At 46.5% G+C, this 23,890-nt stretch carries 19 protein-coding genes; 17 read left to right on the forward strand and 2 right to left on the reverse strand.

The genetic code is table 11. The annotated features are described in order from the left end of the window. Nucleotides 1-15 precede the first annotated feature (15 nt). From mutL to hflC, 6 genes are all read left to right on the forward strand, one after another. Nucleotides 16-2,007 carry a DNA mismatch repair endonuclease MutL gene (gene mutL, locus ATG66_RS06650; RefSeq protein WP_098414592.1) on the forward strand — a complete coding sequence of 664 codons (1,992 nt, stop codon included), beginning with the start codon at nucleotides 16-18 and terminating at the stop codon, nucleotides 2,005-2,007. Continuing rightward, a complete protein-coding gene (gene miaA / locus ATG66_RS06655; RefSeq protein ID WP_098414593.1) occupies nucleotides 2,004-2,936 on the forward strand; it encodes a tRNA (adenosine(37)-N6)-dimethylallyltransferase MiaA in 933 nt (310 codons plus the stop codon). The genes mutL and miaA overlap by 4 nt, the downstream gene beginning before the upstream one ends. Nucleotides 2,937-3,129: 193 nt before the next feature. Further along, nucleotides 3,130-3,393: an RNA chaperone Hfq gene (gene hfq, locus ATG66_RS06660; protein WP_098414594.1), complete on the forward strand. Its 264-nt coding sequence runs from the start codon at nucleotides 3,130-3,132 to the stop codon at nucleotides 3,391-3,393. Nucleotides 3,394-3,431: 38 nt separating this feature from the next. Beyond that, the gene (gene hflX / locus ATG66_RS06665) at nucleotides 3,432-4,721 is read left to right on the forward strand and encodes a ribosome rescue GTPase HflX (RefSeq protein WP_098414595.1); all 1,290 of its coding nucleotides are present in this window, start codon (nucleotides 3,432-3,434) and stop codon (nucleotides 4,719-4,721) included. 45 nt (nucleotides 4,722-4,766) lie between these two features. Beyond that, entirely contained in the window at nucleotides 4,767-5,975 is a 1,209-nt protein-coding gene (gene hflK / locus ATG66_RS06670; protein WP_098414596.1) for an FtsH protease activity modulator HflK, read from the forward strand. A 2-nt stretch (nucleotides 5,976-5,977) separates the two neighbouring features. Continuing rightward, nucleotides 5,978-6,958: a protease modulator HflC gene (hflC, locus tag ATG66_RS06675; RefSeq protein WP_098414597.1), complete on the forward strand. Its 981-nt coding sequence runs from the start codon at nucleotides 5,978-5,980 to the stop codon at nucleotides 6,956-6,958. A 77-nt stretch (nucleotides 6,959-7,035) separates the two neighbouring features. On the opposite strand, the gene ATG66_RS06680 is transcribed toward hflC, so the two are convergent. Then, a complete protein-coding gene (locus ATG66_RS06680) occupies nucleotides 7,036-7,221 on the reverse strand; it encodes a DUF2065 domain-containing protein (protein WP_098414598.1) in 186 nt (61 codons plus the stop codon). Between the two features lie 171 nt (nucleotides 7,222-7,392). On the opposite strand from ATG66_RS06680, the gene ATG66_RS06685 reads away from it, so the two are divergent. Then, on the forward strand, nucleotides 7,393-8,709 hold the full coding sequence (locus tag ATG66_RS06685) for an adenylosuccinate synthase (RefSeq protein WP_098414599.1): 1,317 nt from the start codon (nucleotides 7,393-7,395) through the stop codon (nucleotides 8,707-8,709). A gap of 219 nt (nucleotides 8,710-8,928) precedes the next feature. After that, complete coding sequence (gene motX / locus ATG66_RS06690; RefSeq protein WP_098414600.1) at nucleotides 8,929-9,564, forward strand: flagellar protein MotX; 636 nt, start codon at nucleotides 8,929-8,931, stop codon at nucleotides 9,562-9,564. Nucleotides 9,565-9,648: 84 nt separating this feature from the next. On the opposite strand, the gene hmpA is transcribed toward motX, so the two are convergent. Next, on the reverse strand, nucleotides 9,649-10,833 hold the full coding sequence (hmpA, locus tag ATG66_RS06695) for an NO-inducible flavohemoprotein (protein WP_098414601.1): 1,185 nt from the start codon (nucleotides 10,831-10,833) through the stop codon (nucleotides 9,649-9,651). Nucleotides 10,834-10,989: 156 nt separating this feature from the next. On the opposite strand from hmpA, the gene nsrR reads away from it, so the two are divergent. From nsrR to ATG66_RS06740, 9 genes are all read left to right on the forward strand, one after another. Next, nucleotides 10,990-11,415 carry a nitric oxide-sensing transcriptional repressor NsrR gene (gene nsrR / locus ATG66_RS06700; protein WP_098414602.1) on the forward strand — a complete coding sequence of 142 codons (426 nt, stop codon included), beginning with the start codon at nucleotides 10,990-10,992 and terminating at the stop codon, nucleotides 11,413-11,415. A gap of 115 nt (nucleotides 11,416-11,530) precedes the next feature. Next, entirely contained in the window at nucleotides 11,531-14,023 is a 2,493-nt protein-coding gene (gene rnr / locus ATG66_RS06705) for a ribonuclease R (protein WP_098414603.1), read from the forward strand. Nucleotides 14,024-14,090: 67 nt separating this feature from the next. Then, nucleotides 14,091-14,834, forward strand: a complete 744-nt coding sequence (gene rlmB, locus ATG66_RS06710; RefSeq protein ID WP_098414604.1) for a 23S rRNA (guanosine(2251)-2'-O)-methyltransferase RlmB — start codon at nucleotides 14,091-14,093, stop codon at nucleotides 14,832-14,834. Between the two features lie 104 nt (nucleotides 14,835-14,938). Further along, on the forward strand, nucleotides 14,939-15,622 hold the full coding sequence (locus tag ATG66_RS06715; protein WP_098414605.1) for a phosphoglycolate phosphatase: 684 nt from the start codon (nucleotides 14,939-14,941) through the stop codon (nucleotides 15,620-15,622). A 116-nt stretch (nucleotides 15,623-15,738) separates the two neighbouring features. After that, a complete protein-coding gene (gene trpS, locus ATG66_RS06720; RefSeq protein ID WP_098414606.1) occupies nucleotides 15,739-16,755 on the forward strand; it encodes a tryptophan--tRNA ligase in 1,017 nt (338 codons plus the stop codon). Nucleotides 16,756-17,195: 440 nt separating this feature from the next. Next, entirely contained in the window at nucleotides 17,196-18,272 is a 1,077-nt protein-coding gene (locus tag ATG66_RS06725) for a hypothetical protein (protein ID WP_098414607.1), read from the forward strand. Between the two features lie 21 nt (nucleotides 18,273-18,293). Next, the gene (locus ATG66_RS06730; RefSeq protein ID WP_098414608.1) at nucleotides 18,294-21,500 is read left to right on the forward strand and encodes an ExeM/NucH family extracellular endonuclease; all 3,207 of its coding nucleotides are present in this window, start codon (nucleotides 18,294-18,296) and stop codon (nucleotides 21,498-21,500) included. Nucleotides 21,501-21,697: 197 nt separating this feature from the next. Continuing rightward, nucleotides 21,698-22,285 (forward strand): aminodeoxychorismate/anthranilate synthase component II, encoded by a 588-nt coding sequence (locus tag ATG66_RS06735; protein WP_098414609.1) that lies wholly within the window; start codon nucleotides 21,698-21,700, stop codon nucleotides 22,283-22,285. A gap of 357 nt (nucleotides 22,286-22,642) precedes the next feature. Next, entirely contained in the window at nucleotides 22,643-23,860 is a 1,218-nt protein-coding gene (locus tag ATG66_RS06740) for an aspartate aminotransferase family protein (RefSeq protein ID WP_098414610.1), read from the forward strand. Nucleotides 23,861-23,890 lie beyond the last annotated feature (30 nt).

The following is a 23,890-nucleotide window of genomic DNA, read 5'->3' on the forward strand; positions in this document are numbered from 1 at the left end:
AGCTTTTAAGTCATTATGACGATTAAAATTTTGCCAGCGAGGTTAGCAAACCAAATAGCCGCAGGGGAAGTGGTCGAGAGACCTGCCTCAGTGATCAAAGAGCTGGTTGAAAATAGCCTTGATTCAGGTGCAACTCGAATCGATATCGATATCGAGAAAGGGGGGGCTAAGCTTATTCGGGTTCGCGATAACGGCAAAGGTATCACGAAAGATGAGCTTGGCTTAGCACTTAGTCGTCATGCAACGTCGAAGATACACACCTTAGATGATCTCGAAGCGATCATGAGCTTAGGGTTTCGTGGGGAAGCGTTAGCGAGTATTAGCTCCGTATCGCGTTTGACTCTCACGTCGCGACCAGCGACGCAAGAGGAGGCTTGGAGTGCTTACTCTGAAGGGCGAGATATGCAGGTCAAACTTCAGCCGGCCGCGCACCCAATTGGCACCACTGTCGAAGTGTTGGATTTATTTTTTAATACGCCTGCTCGTCGTAAGTTCCTTCGTACCGAGAAAACTGAATTTGCTCATATTGATGAATTACTCAAGCGTATCGCTTTAAGTCGTTTTGATGCCACCATCAATGTGCGACATAACGGTAAAATCATTCGTCAATACCGTGCGGCGAAAAATCAGCCGCAAACCGAGAAGCGTATTGCGGCGGTATGTGGCAATGCCTTTGTCCGCCATATGTTGAGGGTTGAGCTGGAACACCAAGGCTTAAAACTACATGGGTGGATAACAACGCCAGATGGCGCAAGGCAGCAAAGCGATTTGCAGTACTGTTATGTCAATGGCCGTATGATGCGTGACAAGCTGATCAATCACGCGATTCGTCAGAGTTACGAAACCAGCTTAAAACCGGATCAATTTGCCGCATACGTTCTCTTTATCGAGCTTGATCCGCATCAGGTGGATGTCAATGTTCATCCTGCTAAGCATGAGGTGCGTTTCCATCAAGCTCGCTTAGTGCATGATTTTATTTATCAAGCACTCACAGATGCCTTGGCGCAAAGCGCAGTGATAGAAAAGCCACACGTTAACGAATCAGCGTTCCATCACGCTGAACCTGCGCAAGATATTAACTCGCCTTCAGAAGTGCCTGTAGCTGAGGCGACGCCTGTACCGGAACGTGTCTATCAAGCGATAGACAACACGCCTGCTTATCCAGGACGCCGCGATTACGAATCGAAATCCGCCTCGCATACATCGGCCGACTCCTCGGTAAGAGAGCCGCGCGTTGCCGAATCATTCAAACGTAATGACTGGGTGGAATCCAAGCCAGCGCCAACACAAAACCAAGCACGTCATATTGAGTCTGCTCCAAACAAGCAAGAAGTTCGCGCCTATCATGAGTTGTTGAAAACACCGGAATCACATCCTCAAACGACTGCTGAAAAAACCGAAGTTGCTTACAGTGGTGAAGCTCAACAACCTCCAGTAAACGCATTGGGTAAAGCGTTGGCAATGGTCGAAGAGCAGTACGTATTGATGAGTAGCGACAGCGGTGCGACCTTAGTCTCGTTATCACGAGCGGAGTTTTATCGTATAAAAGGGCAACTAACGCCAAGTGAGGGGCCATTGAAGGCGCAGCCATTACTGGTGCCATTATCGATTAAGTTGGATGTCGAGTTGGTGAAGCTGGCTCAAGATTACCAGCAAGATTTGGCTTTGTTAGGAGTTCAACTGAAGGCTAGAAATGAGCAAGCCTTAATGATCATGGGGGTTCCAGCCCCTTTACGCCAACAAAACTTACAAAATTTGATACCAGATCTGTTATCTTACGTGCAATCTTGTGTGAAGGAAGAGATAGCCACGGCTCAGGTGCTATCCGAGTTGATCGATTGGCTGGCATTGCAGGTCACAAAGGTGAAGAGCCACTATACTTTTTCCGAAGCGATTCAAATTATTGCGGAACTTGAACAGCTAAGGCATGGTCAATTGCCATTAGAAGATACGAAATTTGTATCTATTGTTGATTTCTCTGCCACGATAGCCAAATTAAAACCATGACAGATAAACTCCCTTTGGCTCTTTTTTTGATGGGGCCGACTGCATCAGGCAAAACAGAGCTTGCGATTCGTCTTCGCCAAAAGTTTCCTGTTGAGATCATCAGTGTCGATTCTGCTTTGATATATAAGGGAATGGACATCGGCACGGCGAAGCCAGACGAAAAAGAGTTAAGTTTAGCACCTCATCGCTTGATTGATATCTTAGACCCAAGCGAATCTTACTCAGTAGCGGACTTTCGCCGAGATGCATTACAGGCGATGGATGATATTGTTGCAGAAGGAAAAATCCCACTTCTTGTCGGTGGGACGATGCTGTATTACAAGGCGTTACTTGAAGGCTTATCCCCACTTCCGGCTGCAAACCCTGATATTCGCCAGCAAATTGAACAAGAAGCATTGACTAAAGGTTGGTCAGTGTTGCACGATGAACTCAAAGAGGTTGATCCTGTGTCAGCTGCGAGAATTCACCCCAATGATCCGCAGCGTTTGTCTAGGGCATTGGAAGTTTTTCGTATTTCAGGTAAAACTTTGACTGAGTTGACTCAAACCAAAGGTGACAGCCTACCGTATCGTGTCAAACAGTTTGCAATAGCCCCCAAGGATAGGGCAGAACTTCATCGCCGAATTGAGTTGCGCTTCGAGAAGATGATGGAAGCGGGTTTTGAAGATGAAATAAAAGCATTGTATGCACGTGAAGATCTTCACCCTGATCTTCCTTCAATACGATGCGTCGGTTATCGGCAGATGTGGGAGTATTTAGACGGGGAGTGTACACGTGACGAAGCAGTGTTTCGTGGGGTATGCGCGACTCGTCAATTGGCCAAGCGTCAAATCACCTGGTTACGCAGCTGGGATGACTTAACTTGGTTGGATAGCGAGAGCATTGAACAGGCATTGGAAACGATGTCAGAAGCAATAGCATCTGTTTGACATAGCTGTGTATAATGTGATCGTTTTTGCGTGAATGCACTCTCCAAGGATCTGTTGTTGGCAGTTTTTATACTATGCTGCTAATTACTTAGAGTGCATTTTTGATTCGTTTAGCTCAGATGCAAAAGCAGTATTTTTTGCATTGCACCACTAGCTAAATAATTACAACTACAAATTAATAAGGAAAATAAAAATGGCTAAGGGGCAATCTTTACAAGACCCATTTCTAAACGCTCTACGTCGTGAGCGTATCCCAGTGTCTATCTACCTTGTGAACGGGATAAAGCTACAAGGTCAGATCGAGTCATTCGATCAGTTCGTGATCCTGCTGAAGAACACAGTTAATCAAATGGTGTACAAGCACGCGATCTCAACAGTTGTGCCGGCTCGTCCTGTGAGCCACCACAGCGGTGAACGTAGCCAAGGTGAACGTCCACAAGAGAAAACAGAAGATTAATTTTTCATCGAGTATTTTTAAAATAAGGAGTTGATTGCTTGTTTGACCGTTATGAATCCGGTGAGCGAGCCGTACTTGTTCATATCAACTTCACGCAAGAAGGTGAGTGGGAAGATCTGGCTGAGCTCGAAATGCTGGTTTCTTCTGCTGGGGTAGAGGCGCTACAAGTTGTGACTGGTAGTCGTCAATCCCCACACCCGAAATACTATGTCGGAGAGGGTAAGGCCCAAGAAATTGCTACTGCGGTGCAATCGACGGGTGCCGAAATTGTGATTTTTAATCACGCCCTCTCTCCTGCCCAAGAACGCAACCTCGAAGCACTGTGCCAATGTCGAGTTCTCGACCGCACTGGTCTTATTCTCGATATCTTTGCTCAACGAGCTCGAACACACGAAGGTAAGCTACAGGTAGAGCTGGCTCAACTTCGTCACATATCTAGTCGTTTGATTCGTGGTTGGACACACCTTGAAAGGCAGAAAGGTGGTATTGGTTTACGTGGGCCGGGTGAAACCCAGCTGGAAACCGACCGTCGCCTATTGCGTGACAGAATCAAAGCCATCCTGCGCCGCTTAGATAAAGTATCCAAGCAGCGTGAACAAGGACGCCGTGCCCGAAATCGAGCTGAAATCCCAACGGTTTCTCTCGTGGGTTACACCAACGCGGGTAAGTCGACACTCTTCAACCGTATAACAGAAGCTGGCGTGTATGCCGCGGATCAACTATTTGCTACTTTGGACCCGACTTTACGTAAGATCGAATTAGCGGATGTTGGCCCTGCCATACTGGCAGACACGGTTGGTTTTATTCGACATTTGCCTCACGATTTGGTTGCTGCCTTCAAAGCAACCTTGCAGGAAACGCAAGAAGCTGACATTTTGTTACATGTTGTTGATGCCAGTGACGAGCGTTTTCGTGAGAATATTCAAGCTGTTCATGAAGTGCTGGAAGAGATCGACGCACACGAAGTGCCGACGCTAGTCGTCATGAACAAAATCGACAATCTAGATTCGCAGAAACCGCGTATAGAGCGAGATGAGGAAGGCGTGCCTCGTGCAGTTTGGGTTTCAGCAATGGAAGGAGTAGGCATTGATCTGCTATTTGAGGCACTGACCGAACGTTTAGCGTCCCAAATGGTTGAGTATCAGTTGCGAATTCCTCCACAGTCTCAAGGACGATTACGTAGTACCTTCTTTCAAATGAAGTGTATCCAACGTGAAGAATATGACCCGGATGGTAACTTGCTGATCGATATTCGAATGCAGCAAGTAGATTGGTCTAGACTTGAAAAAAGAGAAGGGGCAGTTTTGACTGGCTTTATAGTCACTTAAAGGACTGCTACAGTATAACGTCATATCAAATGATGGAGCTTTCTAATGGCGTGGAATGAGCCTGGAAATAATAACGGCAACAATGGCCGCGATAAAGACCCTTGGGGTAATGATAATCGTGGTGGCCAGCGTCCTGGTGGCCGAGATCAAGGACCGCCAGACTTAGATGAAGTGTTCAATAAACTGAGTCAAAAGCTGGGCGGCAAGTTTGGTAAAAAAGGTGGCGGTGGTTCTCCAATCGGCGGCGGTGGTGGTAGTGCAATTGGCTTCGGTGTGATTGCTCTGATTGCTGTTGCAGTTTGGGTCTTTGCTGGTTTTTACACTATCGGTGAAGCAGAGCGTGGTGTTGTACTGCGTTTAGGTAAATACGATCGTCTCGTTGACCCTGGCCTTAACTGGCGTCCTCGTTTTATTGATGAATATGAAGCGGTAAATGTGCAAGCGATTCGTTCGCTACGTGCATCTGGTCTGATGCTGACTAAAGATGAAAACGTAGTAACGGTTGGGATGGATGTTCAGTACCGTGTTACGGACCCATACAAATACTTGTACCGTGTAACTAATGCTGACGACAGTTTACGTCAGGCGACGGATTCTGCACTTCGTGCAGTAATCGGTGACTCATTGATGGATAGCATCCTAACCAGTGGTCGTCAGCAAATTCGTCAAACTACACAAGAAACACTGAACCAAATCATTGATAGTTATGATATGGGGCTGGTGCTTGTTGACGTGAACTTCCAGTCTGCACGTCCACCAGAGCAAGTGAAAGATGCGTTTGATGATGCTATTGCAGCGCGTGAGGATGAAGAGCGTTTCATCCGTGAAGCAGAAGCATATAAAAACGAGATTTTGCCGAAAGCAACAGGTCGTGCTGAGCGTTTGAAGAAAGAAGCGCAAGGTTATAACGAACGTGTAACTAACGAAGCACTTGGTCAGGTAGCGCAGTTTGAAAAACTACTACCAGAATACCTAGCCGCGCCTGGTGTAACGCGTGACCGTCTGTACATTGACTCGATGGAAGAAGTCTACTCAAGCACCTCGAAAGTGCTGATTGACTCTAAATCAAGCGGTAATCTACTGTACCTTCCAATTGATAAGTTGGCAGGTCAAGCAGGTCAAACCGACACCAAACGTAAATCGAAGTCGTCTTCAGCTTACGATCACATCCAACTAGAGTCTGAGCGCCCACAACCACAAGATACTTCGGACACGCAGCCTCGTTCAACTGGTTCACGTCAAGGGAGATACTAAGAATGCGTAAGTTAATGATCCCTGTATTGGTAATCGCACTGGCATTGTTATTGATGTCTCTGTTTGTGATTCCTGAAGGTGAGCGCGGTATTGTGGTTCGATTTGGTCGTGTTCTTAAAGACAACAACGATATCACTCGAATTTATGATCCTGGTTTGCATTTCAAGATGCCTTTGTTTGACCGTGTGAAACAACTGGATGCGCGTATTCAAACAATGGATGGTCGTGCAGACCGTTTTGTAACGTCAGAGAAAAAAGACGTAATCATTGATACCTATGTAAAATGGCGTATCGACGATTTTGGTCGTTACTATCTAGCAACCGGTGGTGGTAACTCGCTAACGGCAGAAGCACTTCTTGAGCGTAAAGTAACGGACGTGCTTCGTTCTGAAATCGGTGCTCGTGAAATCAAGCAAATTGTTTCTGGTCCACGTAACGATGCTGTACTCCCAGAAGATGCAAGCGCCGATGTCGTGGCAACTGAAGCGGCACGTCAAGCGCTGGAGATTGATGGTGAGCGTGACCTAATCATGTCTGAAGTGTTGAAAGACACTCGCCAAAGTGCGATGAAAGACTTGGGTGTTCGCGTTGTTGATTTCCGGATGAAGAAAATCAACCTTCCTGATGAAATCAGTGAGTCAATTTATCGTCGTATGCGCGCGGAGCGTGAGTCAGTAGCGCGTAAGCACCGTTCTCAAGGTCGTGAGAAGGCGGAAGTGATTCGTGCGCAGGCTGAGCTGGAAGTTGCAACGATTTTGGCGGAAGCCGATAAAACAGCTCGTGTGACACGAGGTGGGGCAGATGCAGAAGCAGCGAAGATTTACGCAGAAGCTTACAATAAGGACCCTGAGTTCTTTAGCTTCCTACGTTCGTTGAGAGCGTATGAGAAATCCTTCAGTTCGAAGAGTGACATTCTTGTATTGGACCCGAACAGTGAGTTCTTCCAGTACATGAACCAGTCGAAAGGTGGGGCCGCGAAGTGATCGCCGTGTCTAATTAAACAAAAGGCTCCTTGATGGAGCCTTTTTTATTTGTCAATAACATCTTATTGGCAAGCTCATTAGCTCATCATGACGGCGATCACTGCTCCTGCAACCACAAGGCAGCCACCGATGCGACGCAATTGATTATTGGGTTGTTCGCTTAACTGAGCCACCATGTTTCGCCATCCGTTGGGCGCGATGAGAGGGCCAATCCCTTCAACTATCAGTACTAGCCCAATAGCTAGCCATATGGACTCAGACATACAGGTTCCTAGTTGAATAAAGAAAATGAAATACTAGCAATGATACACTGACTTCAAAATATATAAGGTAGCAAGATTACATTCTGCTCACATCTCTGTGAACAAAAATGACTGCAAGAAGCGTAATTCGGTGCTAGAATCCATTTTTAACTAGCAATCAGACTTGGAAAGATGGGAAATAACGTAGTCGTTCTAGGCACCCAATGGGGTGACGAAGGTAAAGGTAAAATCGTAGACCTTTTAACTGAAGATGCAAAATACGTGGTACGCTACCAAGGCGGTCACAACGCAGGTCACACTCTCGTAATTGACGGTGAAAAAACCGTTCTTCACTTAATTCCATCAGGTATCCTTCGCGATAACGTAAAATGTGTTATCGGTAACGGTGTCGTACTGTCGCCTGAAGCTCTACTTAAAGAAATGAAACCTCTTGAAGAGCGCGGTATTCCTGTACGCGAGCGTCTTTTCATTTCTGAAGCATGTCCGCTAATTCTGCCTTATCACGTTGCAATGGACCAAGCTCGCGAAATCGCTCGCGGTAAAAAGGCCATCGGTACAACAGGCCGTGGTATTGGTCCAGCATACGAAGATAAAGTTGCTCGTCGTGGTCTACGCGTTGGCGATCTATTCGATATGGATGCCTTCGCAGAGAAGCTAAAAGAAGTCATGGAGTTCCATAACTTCCAATTGGTTAATTTCTATAAAGTTGATCCAGTAAGCTACGAAGAGGTGCTTGAGCAAGCCAAAGGCTACGCTGAGTTATTGACTTCAATGGTTATCGATGTAACTGACGAATTAGACGCAGCACGTAAGCGTGGCGACAAGATCATGTTCGAAGGTGCGCAAGGTACACTGCTGGATATTGACCACGGTACTTACCCGTACGTAACGTCTTCTAACACGACTGCTGGTGGTGTTGCCCCAGGTTCTGGTTTCGGCCCTCGTTACCTTGGCTACATCCTCGGCATCGCAAAAGCATACTGTACACGAGTAGGCTCTGGCCCTTTCCCAACTGAGCTATATGATGGTCTCGATAAGCAAGATCCAATTGGTAAGCATCTAGGCGACGTTGGCCATGAGTTTGGTGCTACCACAGGTCGCCTACGTCGTACTGGTTGGTTTGATGCGGTTGCGATGCGTCGCGCTATCCAAATTAACTCTATCACGGGCTTCTGTCTAACCAAATTAGACGTACTCGATGGCCTAGAAGAGCTAAAAATCTGTACTGGTTACAAGATGGAAGACGGCTCTGTACTGCAAGTTTCTCCAATGGCTGCTGAAGCATTCGATAAAGCAACGCCAATTTACGAAACCATGCCAGGTTGGTCTGAGAACACATTCGGCGCTAAGACATTAGAAGAGCTACCACAAGCGGCTCTAAACTATATCAAGCGCATTGAAGAGCTGACAGGCGTACCAGTAGATATTGTTTCAACAGGCCCTGACCGTAACGAAACTATTATTAAGGTTCACCCATTCGAATCGTAATTGATACTCGTTAGAGATTGTAAAGCCGACTTTGATAGTCGGCTTTTTTTGTGTGTGAGTAGGTGAAAAAATATACGTAACACGGCAAATTGTTGCCGTTAAGCTTAAACAAGAGGCAAGAATTGTCTAAAGCTTCGCTGACCTTTGCCGATAAGGTTATCGAGCAGAGGAGATCCTTCGTCGATCTTTGGTTTCTGAGATACCTTAAAGAGTACGTTTATGAAGTTACGAACAGTGGCTGCTTCACTGTTAATGACGTTGGTTGCCACGACTGCGAACGCCAATGTTGCTGATGTAGGTGCGCCAGTCCCTATCTACACTGAAGCAGAGCTGATAAAGCTTATTGAGCAAAATAAGCATTTACAACGTGTGCGCGCAGATAACTGCCAGTTGGTTGAGGATATCGTTGCTCGTGCGACTCGAATTAGCCTACCCGCTTATGAGTTTCTGTACGGAGATATGTTGGCGTGGGGTGTGTGTATTGAGCAAGACGTAGAGCTCGGGCTTTACTATATGGAAAACGCCGCACACCAAGGTTTGCCAGCGGCGCTGGAGCAGATAGGTCGATATTACTCACGTGGTACCTTAGTGCAGCAAGACAAAGAACGTGCAATTCCATATTTACGAGAGGCAGCCTCGATGGGAAATTTGAATGCGCGTATTCATCTTGCAGAGTTACTCCTGCGTGATTACGGCAGTCCGCTTGATTATGAAGATGCTTATCGTTGGTTATATAATTCGGTTACAGCAGATAAAAGACAACACAAACGTATTCGTGTGTTAAGAAATGGTCTTGAGCAGCGTATGCCTCAGAATATTATTGCGCGAGCGAAACGACGCGACACCTTCTGGTAGAACTCCTCGGTAAAACATGGTCACTTCATACAACCAAGCCCACATCATGTGGGCTTGGTTGTTTTACTGATAAACCAGCGTACGCTATATCACTTTGTGTGGACCGAAGCATTCGTAATGGAATTGCGCTTGCGGTACGTTTAGATCAAGTAACTGCTTCGCTACGTGCTGCATAAACCCAACAGGTCCGCAGAAATAAACCTGCACATTGTTTTGCTTAAGTGCTGCTTCAATTTCATGCAAATTCACAAAGCCAGTGAAGTGGAAATCTTCACCCAGTTTATCTTCTGCCGTTGGTTGGTTGTACCAAACAAATGCGTTCATGTTTTCTTTTGAATCGATTAATTGGGTTACGTGTTGCTTAAACGCATGTTGTTGCCCATTTTCTGTTGCGTGTATCCAAGTGACGGGAGCTTGATGATCGGTAAGGCTTTCCAGCATAGCAAGCGTTGGCGTTAGTCCAACACCCCCAGAAATCAGAACCACTGGCGTTTGCGGTTCAACATCCATAAAGAAGTCACCGGCAGGAGGAGCGAGTTTAACGTTATCGCCAATTTGCAATGCATCGTGCAGGTAGTTGGATACTTTGCCACCTTGCTCTCGCTTAACAGAGATACGGTAAGTATTGTCTTGTGGAGCGGAGGACAGACTGTACTGGCGAATTTCTTGGTTTTCTAATTGGTCGCTATTGATGTAGATACCTAAATATTGCCCCGGTTTAAACGTCGTCACTTTTTTCCCGTCGATAGGCTTAAACACAAAACTGCAAATGTGCTCGCTCTCGGCTTGCTTGCCAACCAATTCAAATTCACGTAGACCACGCCAGCCGCCTTCTACGGCTTCATTAACCTGATAAATCTGTTCTTCGCGCTGAATAAATACATTTGCCAACACGCCGTATGCTTCTGCCCACGCATCCAATACGTCTTGACCTGGGTTAAGCAACTCATCAATAGTGGCAAGCAGATGCTGACCCACGATTTGATATTGACCTTCGGTGATCAAAAAGCTGGTGTGTTTATGGGCTATTTTTTCTACCGCGCCAAGCAGGGCCGGTAAGTTTTCAATGTTCGCAGCATACGCGCAGATCGCGTTGAACAATGCCTCTCGTTGATCACCATTGCGCTGGTTACTCATATTGAAAATATCTTTTAACTCGGGGTTGTGAGCAAACATACGATCATAAAAGTGAGCGGTCAGTTTTGGCCCCGTTTCTACGATAAGTGGTGCGGTCGCTTTGACTATTTCAATGGTTTGATTGCTGAGCATAAGGAGTTCCTGTTTAAACTTGTATTTATAATGTATGTTTAAAGTTGTATCTCAAATGTATCTTTCGATCAAGAAAAGATTTACACTTTATTGATAACCTCAGTTCGCCGTTTTACTCACGGTGGTGAGTTATCGGGTCGTACTTTGGGAGAGAATATGCAGTTAACTAGCTTCACTGATTACGCGTTAAGAACCTTGATTTTCTTGGCTTCATTACCAAAAGATGAGTTAACCAATATTACGGAAGTGACGGATTTATTTGGTGTTTCTCGTAACCATATGGTTAAAGTTATCAACCGTTTAGGGCAGTTAGGGTACGTCCACACGGTGCGTGGTAAGAACGGCGGTATTCGGCTTATGAAGCCCGCATCGGAGATAACGGTAGGAGGTGTGGTGCGTGATTTGGAACCGTTAGAGCTCGTTAACTGTGGGATAGATTTTTGCCATATTACGCCAGCATGTCGACTCAAAGACAAGCTAGCCAAAGCGAAACGCGCTTTTCTCGCGGAGCTAGATGACAGTACAATAGAATCCCTACTTAGTGATAATTCGGAACTTTTGATCCTACTGGCTCGTCCTTAGTTGATTAGGGGACTTAGAGTCGAGCGCGATCATTCTTTTTTCAAAGCAATTCTGTAGCTTATCGAGAGACTCAGATATACTAACTCTATACCTTCCTTGCTAGATAGGCGTGCCTATGTCAGACAATATCCCAAACGATCCTTTTGCGGATCGTGAATCTAAAAATTACGAAAATCCAATTCCAAGCCGAGAGTTTATCATCGAGTTTCTGGAGCAAGCGGGCGTTCCGATGAATCGCAACGACTTGTTTGAGGCACTAAAGCTTGAGGGCGAAGAGCAATACGAAGGGTTGCGTCGCCGGCTGCGTGCGATGGAACGAGATGGCCAACTGGTGTTTACCCGCCGTCAGTGCTACGCATTGCCTGAAAAACTTGAAATGGTAAAAGGTTACGTGATTGGTCATAAAGATGGCCACGGTTGGGTGCGTCCAGAAGGCAGCGTCGGCAAGGATAATGACATTCTGTTACCGCATCATCAGATGAAAAACATCATTCACGGTGACTTTGTTCTTGCTCAACCGACAGACAACAGCAAACGTGGGCGTCGCGAGGGGCGATTGGTACGAGTACTGGAAGAACGCAACACTCAGATTGTGGGTCGTTTCTTTTTAGAATACGGCTACTCATATGTTGTGCCTGATGACTCGCGTATTAGCCAAGATATTCTGATCCCAAATGAGCACAAAGCAGGTGCACGCATGGGTAATGTGGTCGTGATTGAAATTACTGATCGGGGCTCTCGTTCACGCGGCATGATGGGTAAAGTGGTTGAAGTTCTGGGTGAAAATATGGCGCCAGGGATGGAAACGCAAATTGCGATTCGTACCCACCAAATTCCTCACGAGTGGCCAGAAGCCGTCGATAAACAAATCGCAAACTTGGGCGAAGAAGTGCCAGAGGAAGCCAAAGAGGGTCGTGTGGATCTACGTGAATTGCCACTGGTGACGATTGATGGGGAAGACGCACGAGATTTTGATGATGCCGTTTACTGTGAGAAGAACAAAGATGGCGGTTGGCGGCTTTGGGTCGCGATTGCTGACGTCAGTTACTACGTGCGCCCAGACTCTGCGCTAGATAAAGAAGCAATTAATCGTGGTAACTCGGTATATTTCCCATCGCAAGTGGTGCCAATGTTACCGGAAGTGCTTTCCAACGGTTTATGTTCACTTAACCCACAAGTGGATCGCTTGTGTATGGTGTGTGAGATGACGATTTCTGACACAGGGAAACTATCTGGCTACAAGCATTATGAAGCAGTGATGAACTCGCACGCTCGTCTGACGTACAACAAAGTCAGTGGCATTCTTGAAGGTAACGAAGAGCTTCGTCAACGCTATCAGCCAGTTGTTTCGCACTTGGAAGAGCTACACAACATGTACAAAGTGCTGAAAGAGGCACGTGATCAGCGCGGCGCGATTGAATTTGAAACGGTTGAAACTAAGTTTATTTTCAATGCCGAGCGTAAAATTGAAAGTATTGAGCCAGTCATTCGCAATGATGCGCACAAGATCATCGAAGAGTGTATGATCATGGCGAACATTGCCTCTGCATCGCTGGTCGAGAAAGCCAAAGAGCCGGCGTTATATCGTATTCATGAATCTCCAGGCGAATTGCGCTTACAAGGTTTCCGTGACTTTTTGAGCGAGCTTGGTTTGGATCTCAAAGGTGGATTAGAACCCTCGCCAACGGATTATGCGGATCTCGCGCGTCAAATCTCTGGACGTCAAGACCAAGAGCTGATCCAAACCATGCTATTACGTTCGATGAAGCAAGCGATGTACAGTGCTGATAACGTGGGTCACTTTGGTTTGGCACTCAAGCGTTACGCGCACTTTACGTCGCCAATCCGTCGCTACCCTGACTTATTACTTCATCGCGCGATTAAATACCTCATCGCGAAACAAGAAGGGCGAAATCAAGATCGCTGGACACCAACGGGTGGCTATCATTACTCGTTTGATGACATGAACTTTTACGGTGAACAATGCTCGATGACCGAACGCCGCGCCGATGATGCGACTCGTGATGTGGCCGATTGGTTGAAATGTGAATACATGCAAGATCACGTTGGTGACGAACTCGACGGGGTAATTGCGAACGTCACCAGTTTTGGTTTTTTCGTGCGTTTGACCGATCTCCACATTGATGGTTTGGTGCATATTTCGGCACTCGCGAATGACTACTATCAGTTTGATCCTATTGGGCAACGACTTATCGGTGAAAGCTTCGGTAATATCTATCGTCTGGGTGATGCAGTAAAAGTTAAAGTACTGGCCGTTAACCTCGATGATAAGAAAATTGACTTTGAATTGACTGAAACAAGTCGTAAGCTACGCGGCGAAGGGAAGACGGCGAAGAAGCGAGCAGCGGACGCAAAGCGCAAAGCCAAAGAGAAAAAACGCACAGCGACGCGTTCTTCATCGAAAGAAGCAGGGGCTACGCGTGCCATCCCAGCGATTGAGCCAACCAAACGTCCGGAAGAAACGGGAGCGGCAGGTAAACGTGACGACGCTGAAGGCAAAAAAAAGCCTAAGGTGAAAAAAACGAACAAGAAAAAGCCACACAGTAAGCCGAAGAAAACCAAGCGCCCTAAAAAAGAAGTGCAGTAGGCTGAAGCGCCAGCTCAGTTCAAACTCGGCTGGCGTAGGCGATATGACCAGAACAACAGGTTAAATAATGAGTAACGAATTTATCTACGGCATTCACGCAGTGAAGGCGGTATTGGAGCGCGAACCAGAGCGTTTTATCGAAGCATTTGTCCTTAAGGGCCGTCAAGACGATCGCCTGATGCCAATCCTGAATGATCTTCAGGTGTGTGGCGTTTCTATTCAGCAAATGACGCGCAAAACATTGGACGACAAAGCACGTGGTGCCAATCACCAAGGTATTATTGCTCGCGTAAAACCAGCAAAACAGCTGAACGAAAATGACATTGATGACATCCTAGCACAGCATGAATCGCCATTACTGTTGGTTCTTGATGGGGTCACTGATCCACATAACCTCGGAGCTTGTTTGCGTAATGCCGATGCAGCCGGTGTGGCCGCGATCATCGTCCCGAAAGATCGCTCGGCACCAATGAATGCGACCGTCAGCAAAGTGGCATGTGGTGCAGCCGAAGTCGTACCATTGGTCCGTGTTACTAACCTTGCGCGCACGATGCGAACGTTACAAGAAAAAGGGATTTGGTTTGCTGGCACGGCAGGTGAAGCGACACACGATATTTATCAAGCCAAACTCACGGGGCCACTGGCGATCGTTATGGGTGCAGAAGGTGACGGCATGCGTCGTCTGACTCGTGAAACCTGTGATGATCTGATCAAGATCCCAATGGTCGGCAGCGTATCAAGCTTGAACGTATCCGTTGCATCTGGTATCTGTTTGTTTGAATCGGTTCGCCAGCGTTTGGCAACCAAATAAGGCGAGCAAAGCCAGACGTCGCTGAGTTTGACACTGAGTGGCATCAAAGATTAAGCCCATAGGGTGGGAAACCATCCTTTGTTATTTTTGCTAGGGAATTTTCGATGCAACAAGAGATTAAACTGATTGCTTTTGACTTGGATGGCACGCTACTAGACAGCGTGCCAGATTTGACAGTAGCAGCAGACCAAACTGTGCAAGCTCTTGGTTACCCTTCGGTATCTGAAGAGCAAGTGCGCGACTATGTTGGGAATGGTGCAGATGTACTGATTGGCCGAGCACTAAGCCAAAGCATGACCGTCAACGATGACTTGAATGACGAACTACGAGCCAAGGCTCGTACATTGTTTGATGAATACTACAAGCAAAGCGGCCATAAGCTAAGCCACCTTTACCCAACGGTAAAAGAGACGTTAGAAGAGTTGCATCAAGCGGGTTTTATCATGGCGATTGTCACGAATAAACCATCGAAGTTTGTTCCAGAAATTTTAGAGCAACATGACATCGCAAAATATTTTGTCGATGTGCTGGGTGGTGATGCATTTCCTGAGAAAAAACCAAATCCAGTCGCGTTAAACTGGTTAATGCAAAAACATCAGGTAAAACCCACTGAAATGCTGATGGTTGGGGATTCAAAAAACGACATTCTGGCAGCGAAAAACGCTGGCTGCGCTTCATTTGGTTTAACTTACGGTTACAACCATGGTGAGCCAATTGCAGTCTCGAGTCCAGATGTTGTGGCGAACCGATTAGCGGAATTATTGGAAGTCGTCGCCGTTTCTGTATAACGACAACAAAAGATCTTCCAAAATACTTGTTAATGAGTACACTGAGTGAACCGTGCGCTAACGATCGCACGGTTTTTTCATTTTAATTAGGTTAAGAAGTCAAAGGAATCATTCTAATGAGCAAGCCCATTGTATTGAGTGGTGTTCAACCGTCAGGTGAACTAAGTATCGGTAACTACTTGGGTGCTCTACGTCAATGGCATCAGATGCAAGACGATTATGATTGCCACTACTGTGTGGTAGACCTTCATGCGATTACGGTTCGTCAGGATCCTCAAGCTCTGCATGAAGCGACACTAGACGCACTGGCGATCTGTTTAGCTGTTGGTGTTGACCCGAAGAAGAGCACGCTATTTGTTCAGTCACACGTACCAGAGCATGCTCAACTAGGTTGGCTTCTTAACTGTTACACCCAAATGGGTGAATTGAGCCGTATGACCCAGTTCAAAGACAAATCGGCGCGTTACGCGAACGACGTCAATGTGGGTCTGTTTGATTACCCTGTACTCATGGCGGCAGATATATTGTCATACGGCGCGCACCAAGTACCTGTCGGTAGCGACCAGAAACAACACCTTGAGCTTGCTCGGGATATAGCAACGCGCTTCAATAATATCTACGCGCCAGAAAGCCCGATCTTCACTGTGCCAGAGCCGTACATTCCTACGGTAAATGCACGCGTTATGAGCCTTCAAGATGCGGTGAAGAAAATGTCGAAGTCAGATGACAACCGTAAGAATGTGATCACATTGCTTGAAGAGCCAAAGTCAATCATCAAGAAGATCAATAAGGCACAAACCGATACCGAAACCCCACCGAGCATCCATCATGACATCGAGAACAAAGCGGGTATTGCCAACCTAATGGGTCTTTACTCTGCGGCGACAGGTATGAGCTTTGAAGACATCGAAGCGAAGTACAAAGGCGTTGAAATGTATGGTCCGTTTAAGAAAGATGTAGGCGAAGCGATTGTTGCTATGCTGGAGCCAATTCAAGCAGAATATCACCGTATCCGTGCTGATCGCGCTTACATGGATGCCGTAATGAAGCAAGGTGCGGAAAAGGCCTCAGCTCGTGCCGCTGAAACGCTGAAAAAAGCATACAAAGCAGTCGGTTTTGTGGCTCGGCCATAACAGCACCTCTCCTAAAGAATAACGACATTGTCATTCCTAACCCTCGCCTTGGCGAGGGTTTTTTTATGCGTATACCAAGCATCTTTCATTCAGATTCTCATAGCATATCCCTCACTCTAAAACAGAGTTTTAACTCTAAAAATAATGCTGTTATGTCCTTGTTAATTTTACCAATAACAATATGTGTTGGATGTATCGGTGTATTCATAATAACCAGTAAATGTTTGTGAAAGGAATCGCACTCAGAATGCACGCACCTTTATTAATTTCATTAAAAAGAGATATTTATCTCGATAAAGCCAAGTTTAGATAAATCGTGATCTTGCTTTATAAGTTAGAGCGAACTGCGACCGATTCACCACTTCCAATTGTAGATGAGCCGTGACCAAAGCAAGGTTTAACCGTTAGATCACATTTTCAAGTAGATAAAGGACATAACAATGCTGAAAAGAAATGCAGTGGCGATAGCGATCTCTTCGCTATTTGTAGCGTCTGCGGTGAATGCTGCGACCATATATAAAGAAGAAAATGGAGACTTCCTCAAGCTGTATGGCGAAGTGGGTGTCGGTGGGCATATTGGTGCAAATTATAATTATGGTGAGTTTTACACTGATCAGAGTTTTATTGATGATTCGTTTGCCACCATGGGTGTAAAAGGCAAGAAAGACAAAATTCACTATCGCTTAGAGCTTGATTACGAAAGAGAAAATTGGAAATACGGCACCGGAGATATGGTGCTGGCCATTGATAAGGTGTTTCTTGGTTACGATATTTTACCTAACCATTATCTCGAGGTGGGCCTCGCGGATACTGCGTTTGATGATTATGACAAATGGGGGGACTTCACCTTCGACACCACAGTCGAAACTGGTGAAGCCGGTGACCAAGATACGACCATCAAGTATGAAGGTTATTATTTTGATGTGATTAAAGTGGGCGCGTCCTACACCTATGGTGGCGAGTCATCATCTGGTTCAGAGCTCGGTGATATCGTCAATGGCTACCTTGGTTACTTTGGGGATAGCTTCTCCGCTGTGGCCGGTTTTGAGGGCCGCGGCGGTTCAGACGGTCTCTCGAAATATGGTGAACAGCGCCTTTTCGGTTTCGGTATGCGTTACGCGCTAAATGATGCGATTCACTTGGGTGTTAATGCCTTCTATGAAGAGGAGGACATCGCACTGGATGATACCACCACTGACAACACCGACCCTGAAAACGTGATCAAAGTGTATAACGATTACCAAAAGCAAGAAAACAAAGGCGCACTGGTTTCTGCAAAGTACATCTTCACCAAGCAGTGGGAGTTCACGGCCTCTTACAATTACGAAGAGTATGAGAAGTGGGATCGCAGTAGTGAAGTATGGGATGAAAACGAGGAAAACAACTGGGGTAACTCCCGTACTTGGGGCACATTGGGCGTGAATTATAAGCCTACCCGCTCAAGCGTCATCACGCTTGAAATGAATGCCGGCGAGGCGGCGCAAGATGCCTACGCTTACGCTCGAGTTTACTTCTAAATGGACTTAAAGGATTACACCATGAACAAAAAAATCACCTTGCTTGCCGGTGCAATTAGTAGTGTACTGAGTGGCGCGGCACTGGCGAATATTAATGACATCATCATCTCTGAATATGTAGAAGGGTCTGCACAGAACAAAGCTGTAGAGATCTCGAACATCGGCCCCGTAGCACATACATTTGATGGCACTTTGTCGCTTTACTACTCGTCGTATAAGAATTCAATTAAAGGTAAAGATGGCAACAACGTTTTACAAGGTAAGACCTTACAATCGGGTAAAAGTATGGTTGTTATCAATGGTGACGCTGGTATTGATATGCGAGCGTCCATTGAGCGTTTAAGCGGTAAAGATGCGATTGTCGTTGCTGGTACTTATGATGAAGTTGGGCACTCAGCAATGAACTTTAATGGCGATGACGCCGTATGGCTAGGCACAACCTCAGATGAAGCGGGTATCAAAGATATTTTTGGTACTTACGGTCACAGTGGCGATAAACTTTGGGCTGACCAAAGCATGCGTCGCATAGCCGGTTCCAAACCGTCAACGACGTACACCGAGTCACAATGGGAGGCGTTTGCTCAAGATGCCTTCGGTGGTTTAGGCGATCCAATCGCTGTCAACGATGACCCACTTCCCCCCCCACCACAACCAACGCCGTGTACAAGTGCTCGTGCAGAGCCAACACCACCATTAGATAAATACGTCGGTGAGGTGCAAGGTGAGGGGTTCTCTTCTCCTTTGCTCCCCGATGGTCAATACACCTCCACTGAAGATTTCTTAGTGACTGGTACCGTAAGTGCGGTGACCAGTGGTATTAGTAAAGGTTTTTATATTACGGATGTGAATGCTGATGGTAATTCACGCACGTCTGATGGGGTATTTATTAAGACAAACGCGCCCGTGTCGGATAACTTAATTGGTCAACAATTGTGTGTGCGTGCCAAAGTCAAAGAAGACTACGGTATGACCACGCTACTGCCAAGCAACGACGAGTGGGAAGTGATGAATGATATCGCCGTACCTGTGACACCAGTCGAGCTTGTGCGCAGCGCTGAGGACGACCCTGCACACTTCCGCACCACGTTAGAGCGTCACGAAGGCATGTTAGTTAATCTGGTTCAGGACATGAACGGCGTTGAAACGGGCGAACAGAATATGCGTGTTACCCGCACGTTTGGTTTTGACTACAGCAGTTACCGCAATAATATGGTGTTGGCTTACAAGCGACCGAATCCGCAACCTAATCAGAATTTTGTAGCAGGCAGTGAAGAATCCAAAGCGCAATCGGCACAAAACCGTGATTACCGCCTGTTTGTTGAATCGGATGCCAAAGCCAAAGACGGTCAGATCCCTTATTACCCAGACTTTGCGCGTGATCCGCACAACAATTATATCCGAATCAATGATTCGGTGGTTGGTTTGCAAGGTGTACTGCACTACTCATACAACGAGTTCCGCTTGATAGCCACCAACACAGTGAGCAAATCATCGTTTATTGCTAATACGCCACGACGTGACTCTCCTGATCTGCGTACTTATAACGATAACTATCACTACAGCGACTCGTTTAGCATTAAAGTGGCATCACAAAACGTGCTTAACTACTTTAATTCACCATTTGGTGGTTCACAGAATCATAATGGTAACAACCGTGGTGCAGAGAGTGATCTCGAGTTTGAGCGTCAACAAGCTAAAATCGTGGAAGCGATTTATAACATGGATGCCGATATTGTGGGTCTGATGGAAGTCGAAAATAACGGCTTTGGTGACTTTGGCGCCATCAATGAGTTGTTACGTGCAGTCAACGAGAAATACTGGGATGAAGACTACGGTGATCGTGATCGCCAAAACTCGATGCATAACCGCTACGTGTTTGTTGGCTTTGATAAGAATGGCGATACAGTGTTAGATGAGTACGACACAGTAGGCGGTGATGCCATTACCACCGGTTTGATTTATCGTCCTTCGAAAGTAAGTTTAGTCGGTGGAAAAGTGATCCCTATGCCACGTCAGGACGCGCCAATCATTGTCGATGAAAATGGGCAACCAGTTACCGATAACAAAGGGGAATTAGCGGAAAGTGGTAAGAACTATCAACGTGACACTATTGCAGCAACGTTTGCGGTCAACAATACTGGTAAGCGTCTTACGGTGGCGGTCAACCACCTGAAATCGAAAGGCTCAACTTGTTGGGATGACTACCTTGGCGCAGATGGTGAACTACGCACCTACGCCAAAGATGAAGACTTCCAAGGTTCGTGTGAAGCGTTCCGCGTAACGGCTGCGAAGCAGTTAGGTACAGAGATGGCGAAATTTATCGGTGATAAAGTGATTTTGGGTGATATGAACTCATACGCTAAAGAAGATGCGATGCTGGTATTGACCGACAACCCAACGGGTAAATCGATTAAAGCCGCTGCTTACACTTACATTGGTAAAAAACCCGTTAATGAAAGTGCGACGAATCCGTCCGTATCCCAGACCTTTGGTTATGTGAATGCGATTGATGCCACGCTGGATGCAGGTGAAACCGCCTGGAGTTACTCTTATAACGATGAGGTCGGTTCGCTCGATCATTTGCTCGTTTCTAAAGCGCTCGCTAAACGCGTGATTGATGTGACCGATTGGCATATTAATGCGCCGGAAATGGGATTGTTCGATTACACAAGTAGTTATAAAGGGGCTAGCAACAACGATCCAGAGCAAAACCCATTCTACAAGCAGAATGCTTTCCGCTCTTCGGATCACGATCCTGTGATTGCTTCTCTGGGCTACAAATATGGGGAAGTGGGAGAAAGTATGGTCAGAATCACGACTAAGAGCGATCGCGCTGACATCATGTATCCGGTGCCTGCGGCAGCGCAAAAGGGCGATATTGCCACCTTAAGCTTGTCACCGCAGCCACCGAAAGCAGTGGCTTTGCCTCAGGTGACGTTGAGCAAAGGTGGCGCGCAAGCGGTTAACTTTGATGCTGCGGCGTTACCACGTGGTGAATACACAGTGACCATGACGCTGACGCGACCTGTTGCGGCCACTTTTGCAGCCGATACTGCTGCACAAGATGAAGTGATCGATACCAAAGTCATGACGGTCAACTTCACCAAGCGTGACTCGAATACACCAAAACCGGTGTATCCAGAGTATGACGGTTCAGGTGGTTCACTGGGCCTTGGCACGCTGCTAGCGGCACTTGGCTTTGGCTTCCTACGCCGTCGTCGTGATTAAGCACTGACGTTCATAATCAAACGGTCTTAAACCAAAGGTCAGCGCAAGCTGGCCTTTTTATTCTCTGTAACCTTAACTTAAATAGCATCAAAACTTGCCTTTCTACCTTGCTGCTGCAAAATATCGCCTTTAATTGTCAGTCAGATAGACAGTTAGATTTGGGTATTACGAAAACGGAATGGAGCAGCCAACGAGCTATGTTATTAATCATCGATAACTACGACTCTTTTACTTACAACCTCTATCAATACTTTTGCGAGCTTGGCGTAGACGTACAGGTCGTGCGTAATGATGAGATCGATATTGAAGGGATTGAAGCGCTTAACCCAACCCACTTAGTGATCTCACCTGGACCGTGTACGCCAAACGAGGCGGGTATCTCCCTCAAAGCGATAAAGCACTTCGCTGATAAGCTACCGATATTGGGCGTTTGCCTTGGGCATCAGGCGATTGCACAAGTGTTCGGTGGGGAGGTGGTGCGCGCTCGACAAGTGATGCATGGTAAAACATCACCTATCCGCCATACCAGTCGCAGCGTGTTTAAAAATCTCAATGATCCGCTTACCGTTACTCGTTACCATTCGCTAGTGGTGAAAAATGGCACTTTGCCAGAGATGTTTGAGTTGACGGCATGGACAGAACTGCCCGATGGTAGCATGGATGAAATCATGGGCTATCAGCATAAAACTCTGCCGATTGATGCGGTGCAATTCCATCCTGAGTCGATCAAAACCGAACAAGGTCATGAACTGTTAGCCAACTTCCTTGCACGTAAAGCAATCTGATCACGATCACTTTTATTAACAAACTGTTCATTCTTTGATGATGTGTTTGGACTGCAAAACTATGCGGTTCATTATTGTTGTTTTCACTGTTCGTGTGTTTTTCCTCCTTATACTCATTGCGCTATATGATTATGATAAAAAATCACTTCTCTATTTCTCTTTCTTAGTGCATAAATAATCATGGGTAGTGATTAATGCAAGTGGCTTTCGCGAACAAAAAGAATAAATCACTATTGAAATGGTTAATGAAATGTAAATACAATGCCGCAATGGCTTATATGCAAAACATTATTTTCTGGCAAAGAGCCGGTTAAATTCGCTTATCTGCTACGCATGCGGTATTAGAAGGAATGTGCAATGACAACGGAAATTAAAGTAGAGCGCGGTTTATTCGATGAGGTGATGGTGCCTTGCTATAACCCGATGGAAATGATCCCTGTTAAAGGTGAAGGTTCACGCGTCTGGGATCAGCAAGGTAATGAATATATCGACTTTGCTGGTGGTATTGCAGTGAACTGTCTTGGTCATTGTCACCCAGTGATGGTGAAGGCACTGATTGAGCAAGGTAACAAGTTGTGGCATCTAAGTAACGTCATGACCAATGAGCCTGCGCTGCGACTAGCGAAAAAACTCACCGAAATCAGCTTTGCGGAACGCGTGTTCTTTGCCAACTCTGGCGCGGAAGCGAATGAGGCGGCACTGAAACTAGCACGTCGTTACGCAGTTGACGTTCATGGCCAAGAAAAATCTGAAATCATTGCATTTAAACAAGGCTTCCACGGTCGTACCTTTTTTACCGTCACTGTCGGTGGTCAAGAAGCTTACTCGGATGGTTTTGGTCCTAAACCGGGTGATGTCACACACCTGCCTTATAACGACATCGAAGCACTACAAGCGCACATGTCGGATCGCACTTGTGCGGTGATGATGGAGCCTCTACAAGGTGAGGGGGGAATTGTGCCTCCAACCCCAGAGTTCGCTCAAACAGTTCGTGAACTGTGTGACAAACACAACGCACTGTTGATCTTCGATGAAGTGCAAACGGGGAACGGGCGCACGGGTCACTTCTATGCGTATCAAGGTCTGGGAATCACGCCTGATATTTTAAGTACGGCCAAATCACTCGGTGGTGGTTTCCCTATCGGTGCAATGCTGACCACGGCAAAACTGGCTGATCATATGAAAGTGGGCACGCACGGCTCGACGTACGGCGGTAATCCATTGGCTTGTGCAGTTGCAGAGGCGGTGGTGAATGAAGTCACTAAGCCAGAAGTATTGGCAGGTGTTCTAGAACGCGAAGCGATGTTCCGTGAAGGTCTAGAGAAGATCAATGCGCAGTATCACATCTTTTCTGAAATACGCGGTAAAGGCCTATTGCTTGGGGCTGCGCTGAATGAACAATGGCAAGGCCGTGCGCGTGATGTGCTCGTTGCTGCCGGTCAACAAGGCCTGATGGTATTGGTCGCAGGGGCCGATGTCATACGTTTCACCCCATCACTCGTAATCACAAAACAAGAAATTGAAGAAGGCTTGGCGAAACTGGATAAAGCGATCGCGACATTAGTGTCATCGTAATTACCCTTTAAACGTCAACGCATCCCCCCG

This window comes from Vibrio sp. ES.051 (genome assembly GCF_002563795.1).
GTDB lineage: Bacteria > Pseudomonadota > Gammaproteobacteria > Enterobacterales > Vibrionaceae > Vibrio.

Excerpts from the sequence above, each read along its gene's own strand:
- mutL (WP_098414592.1), top strand. The coding sequence starts at position 16 with ATGACGATTAAAATTTTGCCAGCGAGGTTAGCAAACCAAATAGCCGCA.
- miaA (WP_098414593.1), top strand. The coding sequence starts at position 2,004 with ATGACAGATAAACTCCCTTTGGCTCTTTTTTTGATGGGGCCGACTGCA.
- hfq (WP_098414594.1), top strand. The coding sequence starts at position 3,130 with ATGGCTAAGGGGCAATCTTTACAAGACCCATTTCTAAACGCTCTACGT.
- hflK (WP_098414596.1), top strand. The coding sequence starts at position 4,767 with ATGGCGTGGAATGAGCCTGGAAATAATAACGGCAACAATGGCCGCGAT.
- hflC (WP_098414597.1), top strand. The coding sequence starts at position 5,978 with ATGCGTAAGTTAATGATCCCTGTATTGGTAATCGCACTGGCATTGTTA.
- ATG66_RS06680 (WP_098414598.1), bottom strand. The coding sequence starts at position 7,221 with ATGTCTGAGTCCATATGGCTAGCTATTGGGCTAGTACTGATAGTTGAA.
- ATG66_RS06685 (WP_098414599.1), top strand. The coding sequence starts at position 7,393 with ATGGGAAATAACGTAGTCGTTCTAGGCACCCAATGGGGTGACGAAGGT.
- motX (WP_098414600.1), top strand. The coding sequence starts at position 8,929 with ATGAAGTTACGAACAGTGGCTGCTTCACTGTTAATGACGTTGGTTGCC.
- hmpA (WP_098414601.1), bottom strand. The coding sequence starts at position 10,833 with ATGCTCAGCAATCAAACCATTGAAATAGTCAAAGCGACCGCACCACTT.
- nsrR (WP_098414602.1), top strand. The coding sequence starts at position 10,990 with ATGCAGTTAACTAGCTTCACTGATTACGCGTTAAGAACCTTGATTTTC.
- rnr (WP_098414603.1), top strand. The coding sequence starts at position 11,531 with ATGTCAGACAATATCCCAAACGATCCTTTTGCGGATCGTGAATCTAAA.
- rlmB (WP_098414604.1), top strand. The coding sequence starts at position 14,091 with ATGAGTAACGAATTTATCTACGGCATTCACGCAGTGAAGGCGGTATTG.
- ATG66_RS06715 (WP_098414605.1), top strand. The coding sequence starts at position 14,939 with ATGCAACAAGAGATTAAACTGATTGCTTTTGACTTGGATGGCACGCTA.
- trpS (WP_098414606.1), top strand. The coding sequence starts at position 15,739 with ATGAGCAAGCCCATTGTATTGAGTGGTGTTCAACCGTCAGGTGAACTA.
- ATG66_RS06725 (WP_098414607.1), top strand. The coding sequence starts at position 17,196 with ATGCTGAAAAGAAATGCAGTGGCGATAGCGATCTCTTCGCTATTTGTA.
- ATG66_RS06730 (WP_098414608.1), top strand. The coding sequence starts at position 18,294 with ATGAACAAAAAAATCACCTTGCTTGCCGGTGCAATTAGTAGTGTACTG.
- ATG66_RS06735 (WP_098414609.1), top strand. The coding sequence starts at position 21,698 with ATGTTATTAATCATCGATAACTACGACTCTTTTACTTACAACCTCTAT.
- ATG66_RS06740 (WP_098414610.1), top strand. The coding sequence starts at position 22,643 with ATGACAACGGAAATTAAAGTAGAGCGCGGTTTATTCGATGAGGTGATG.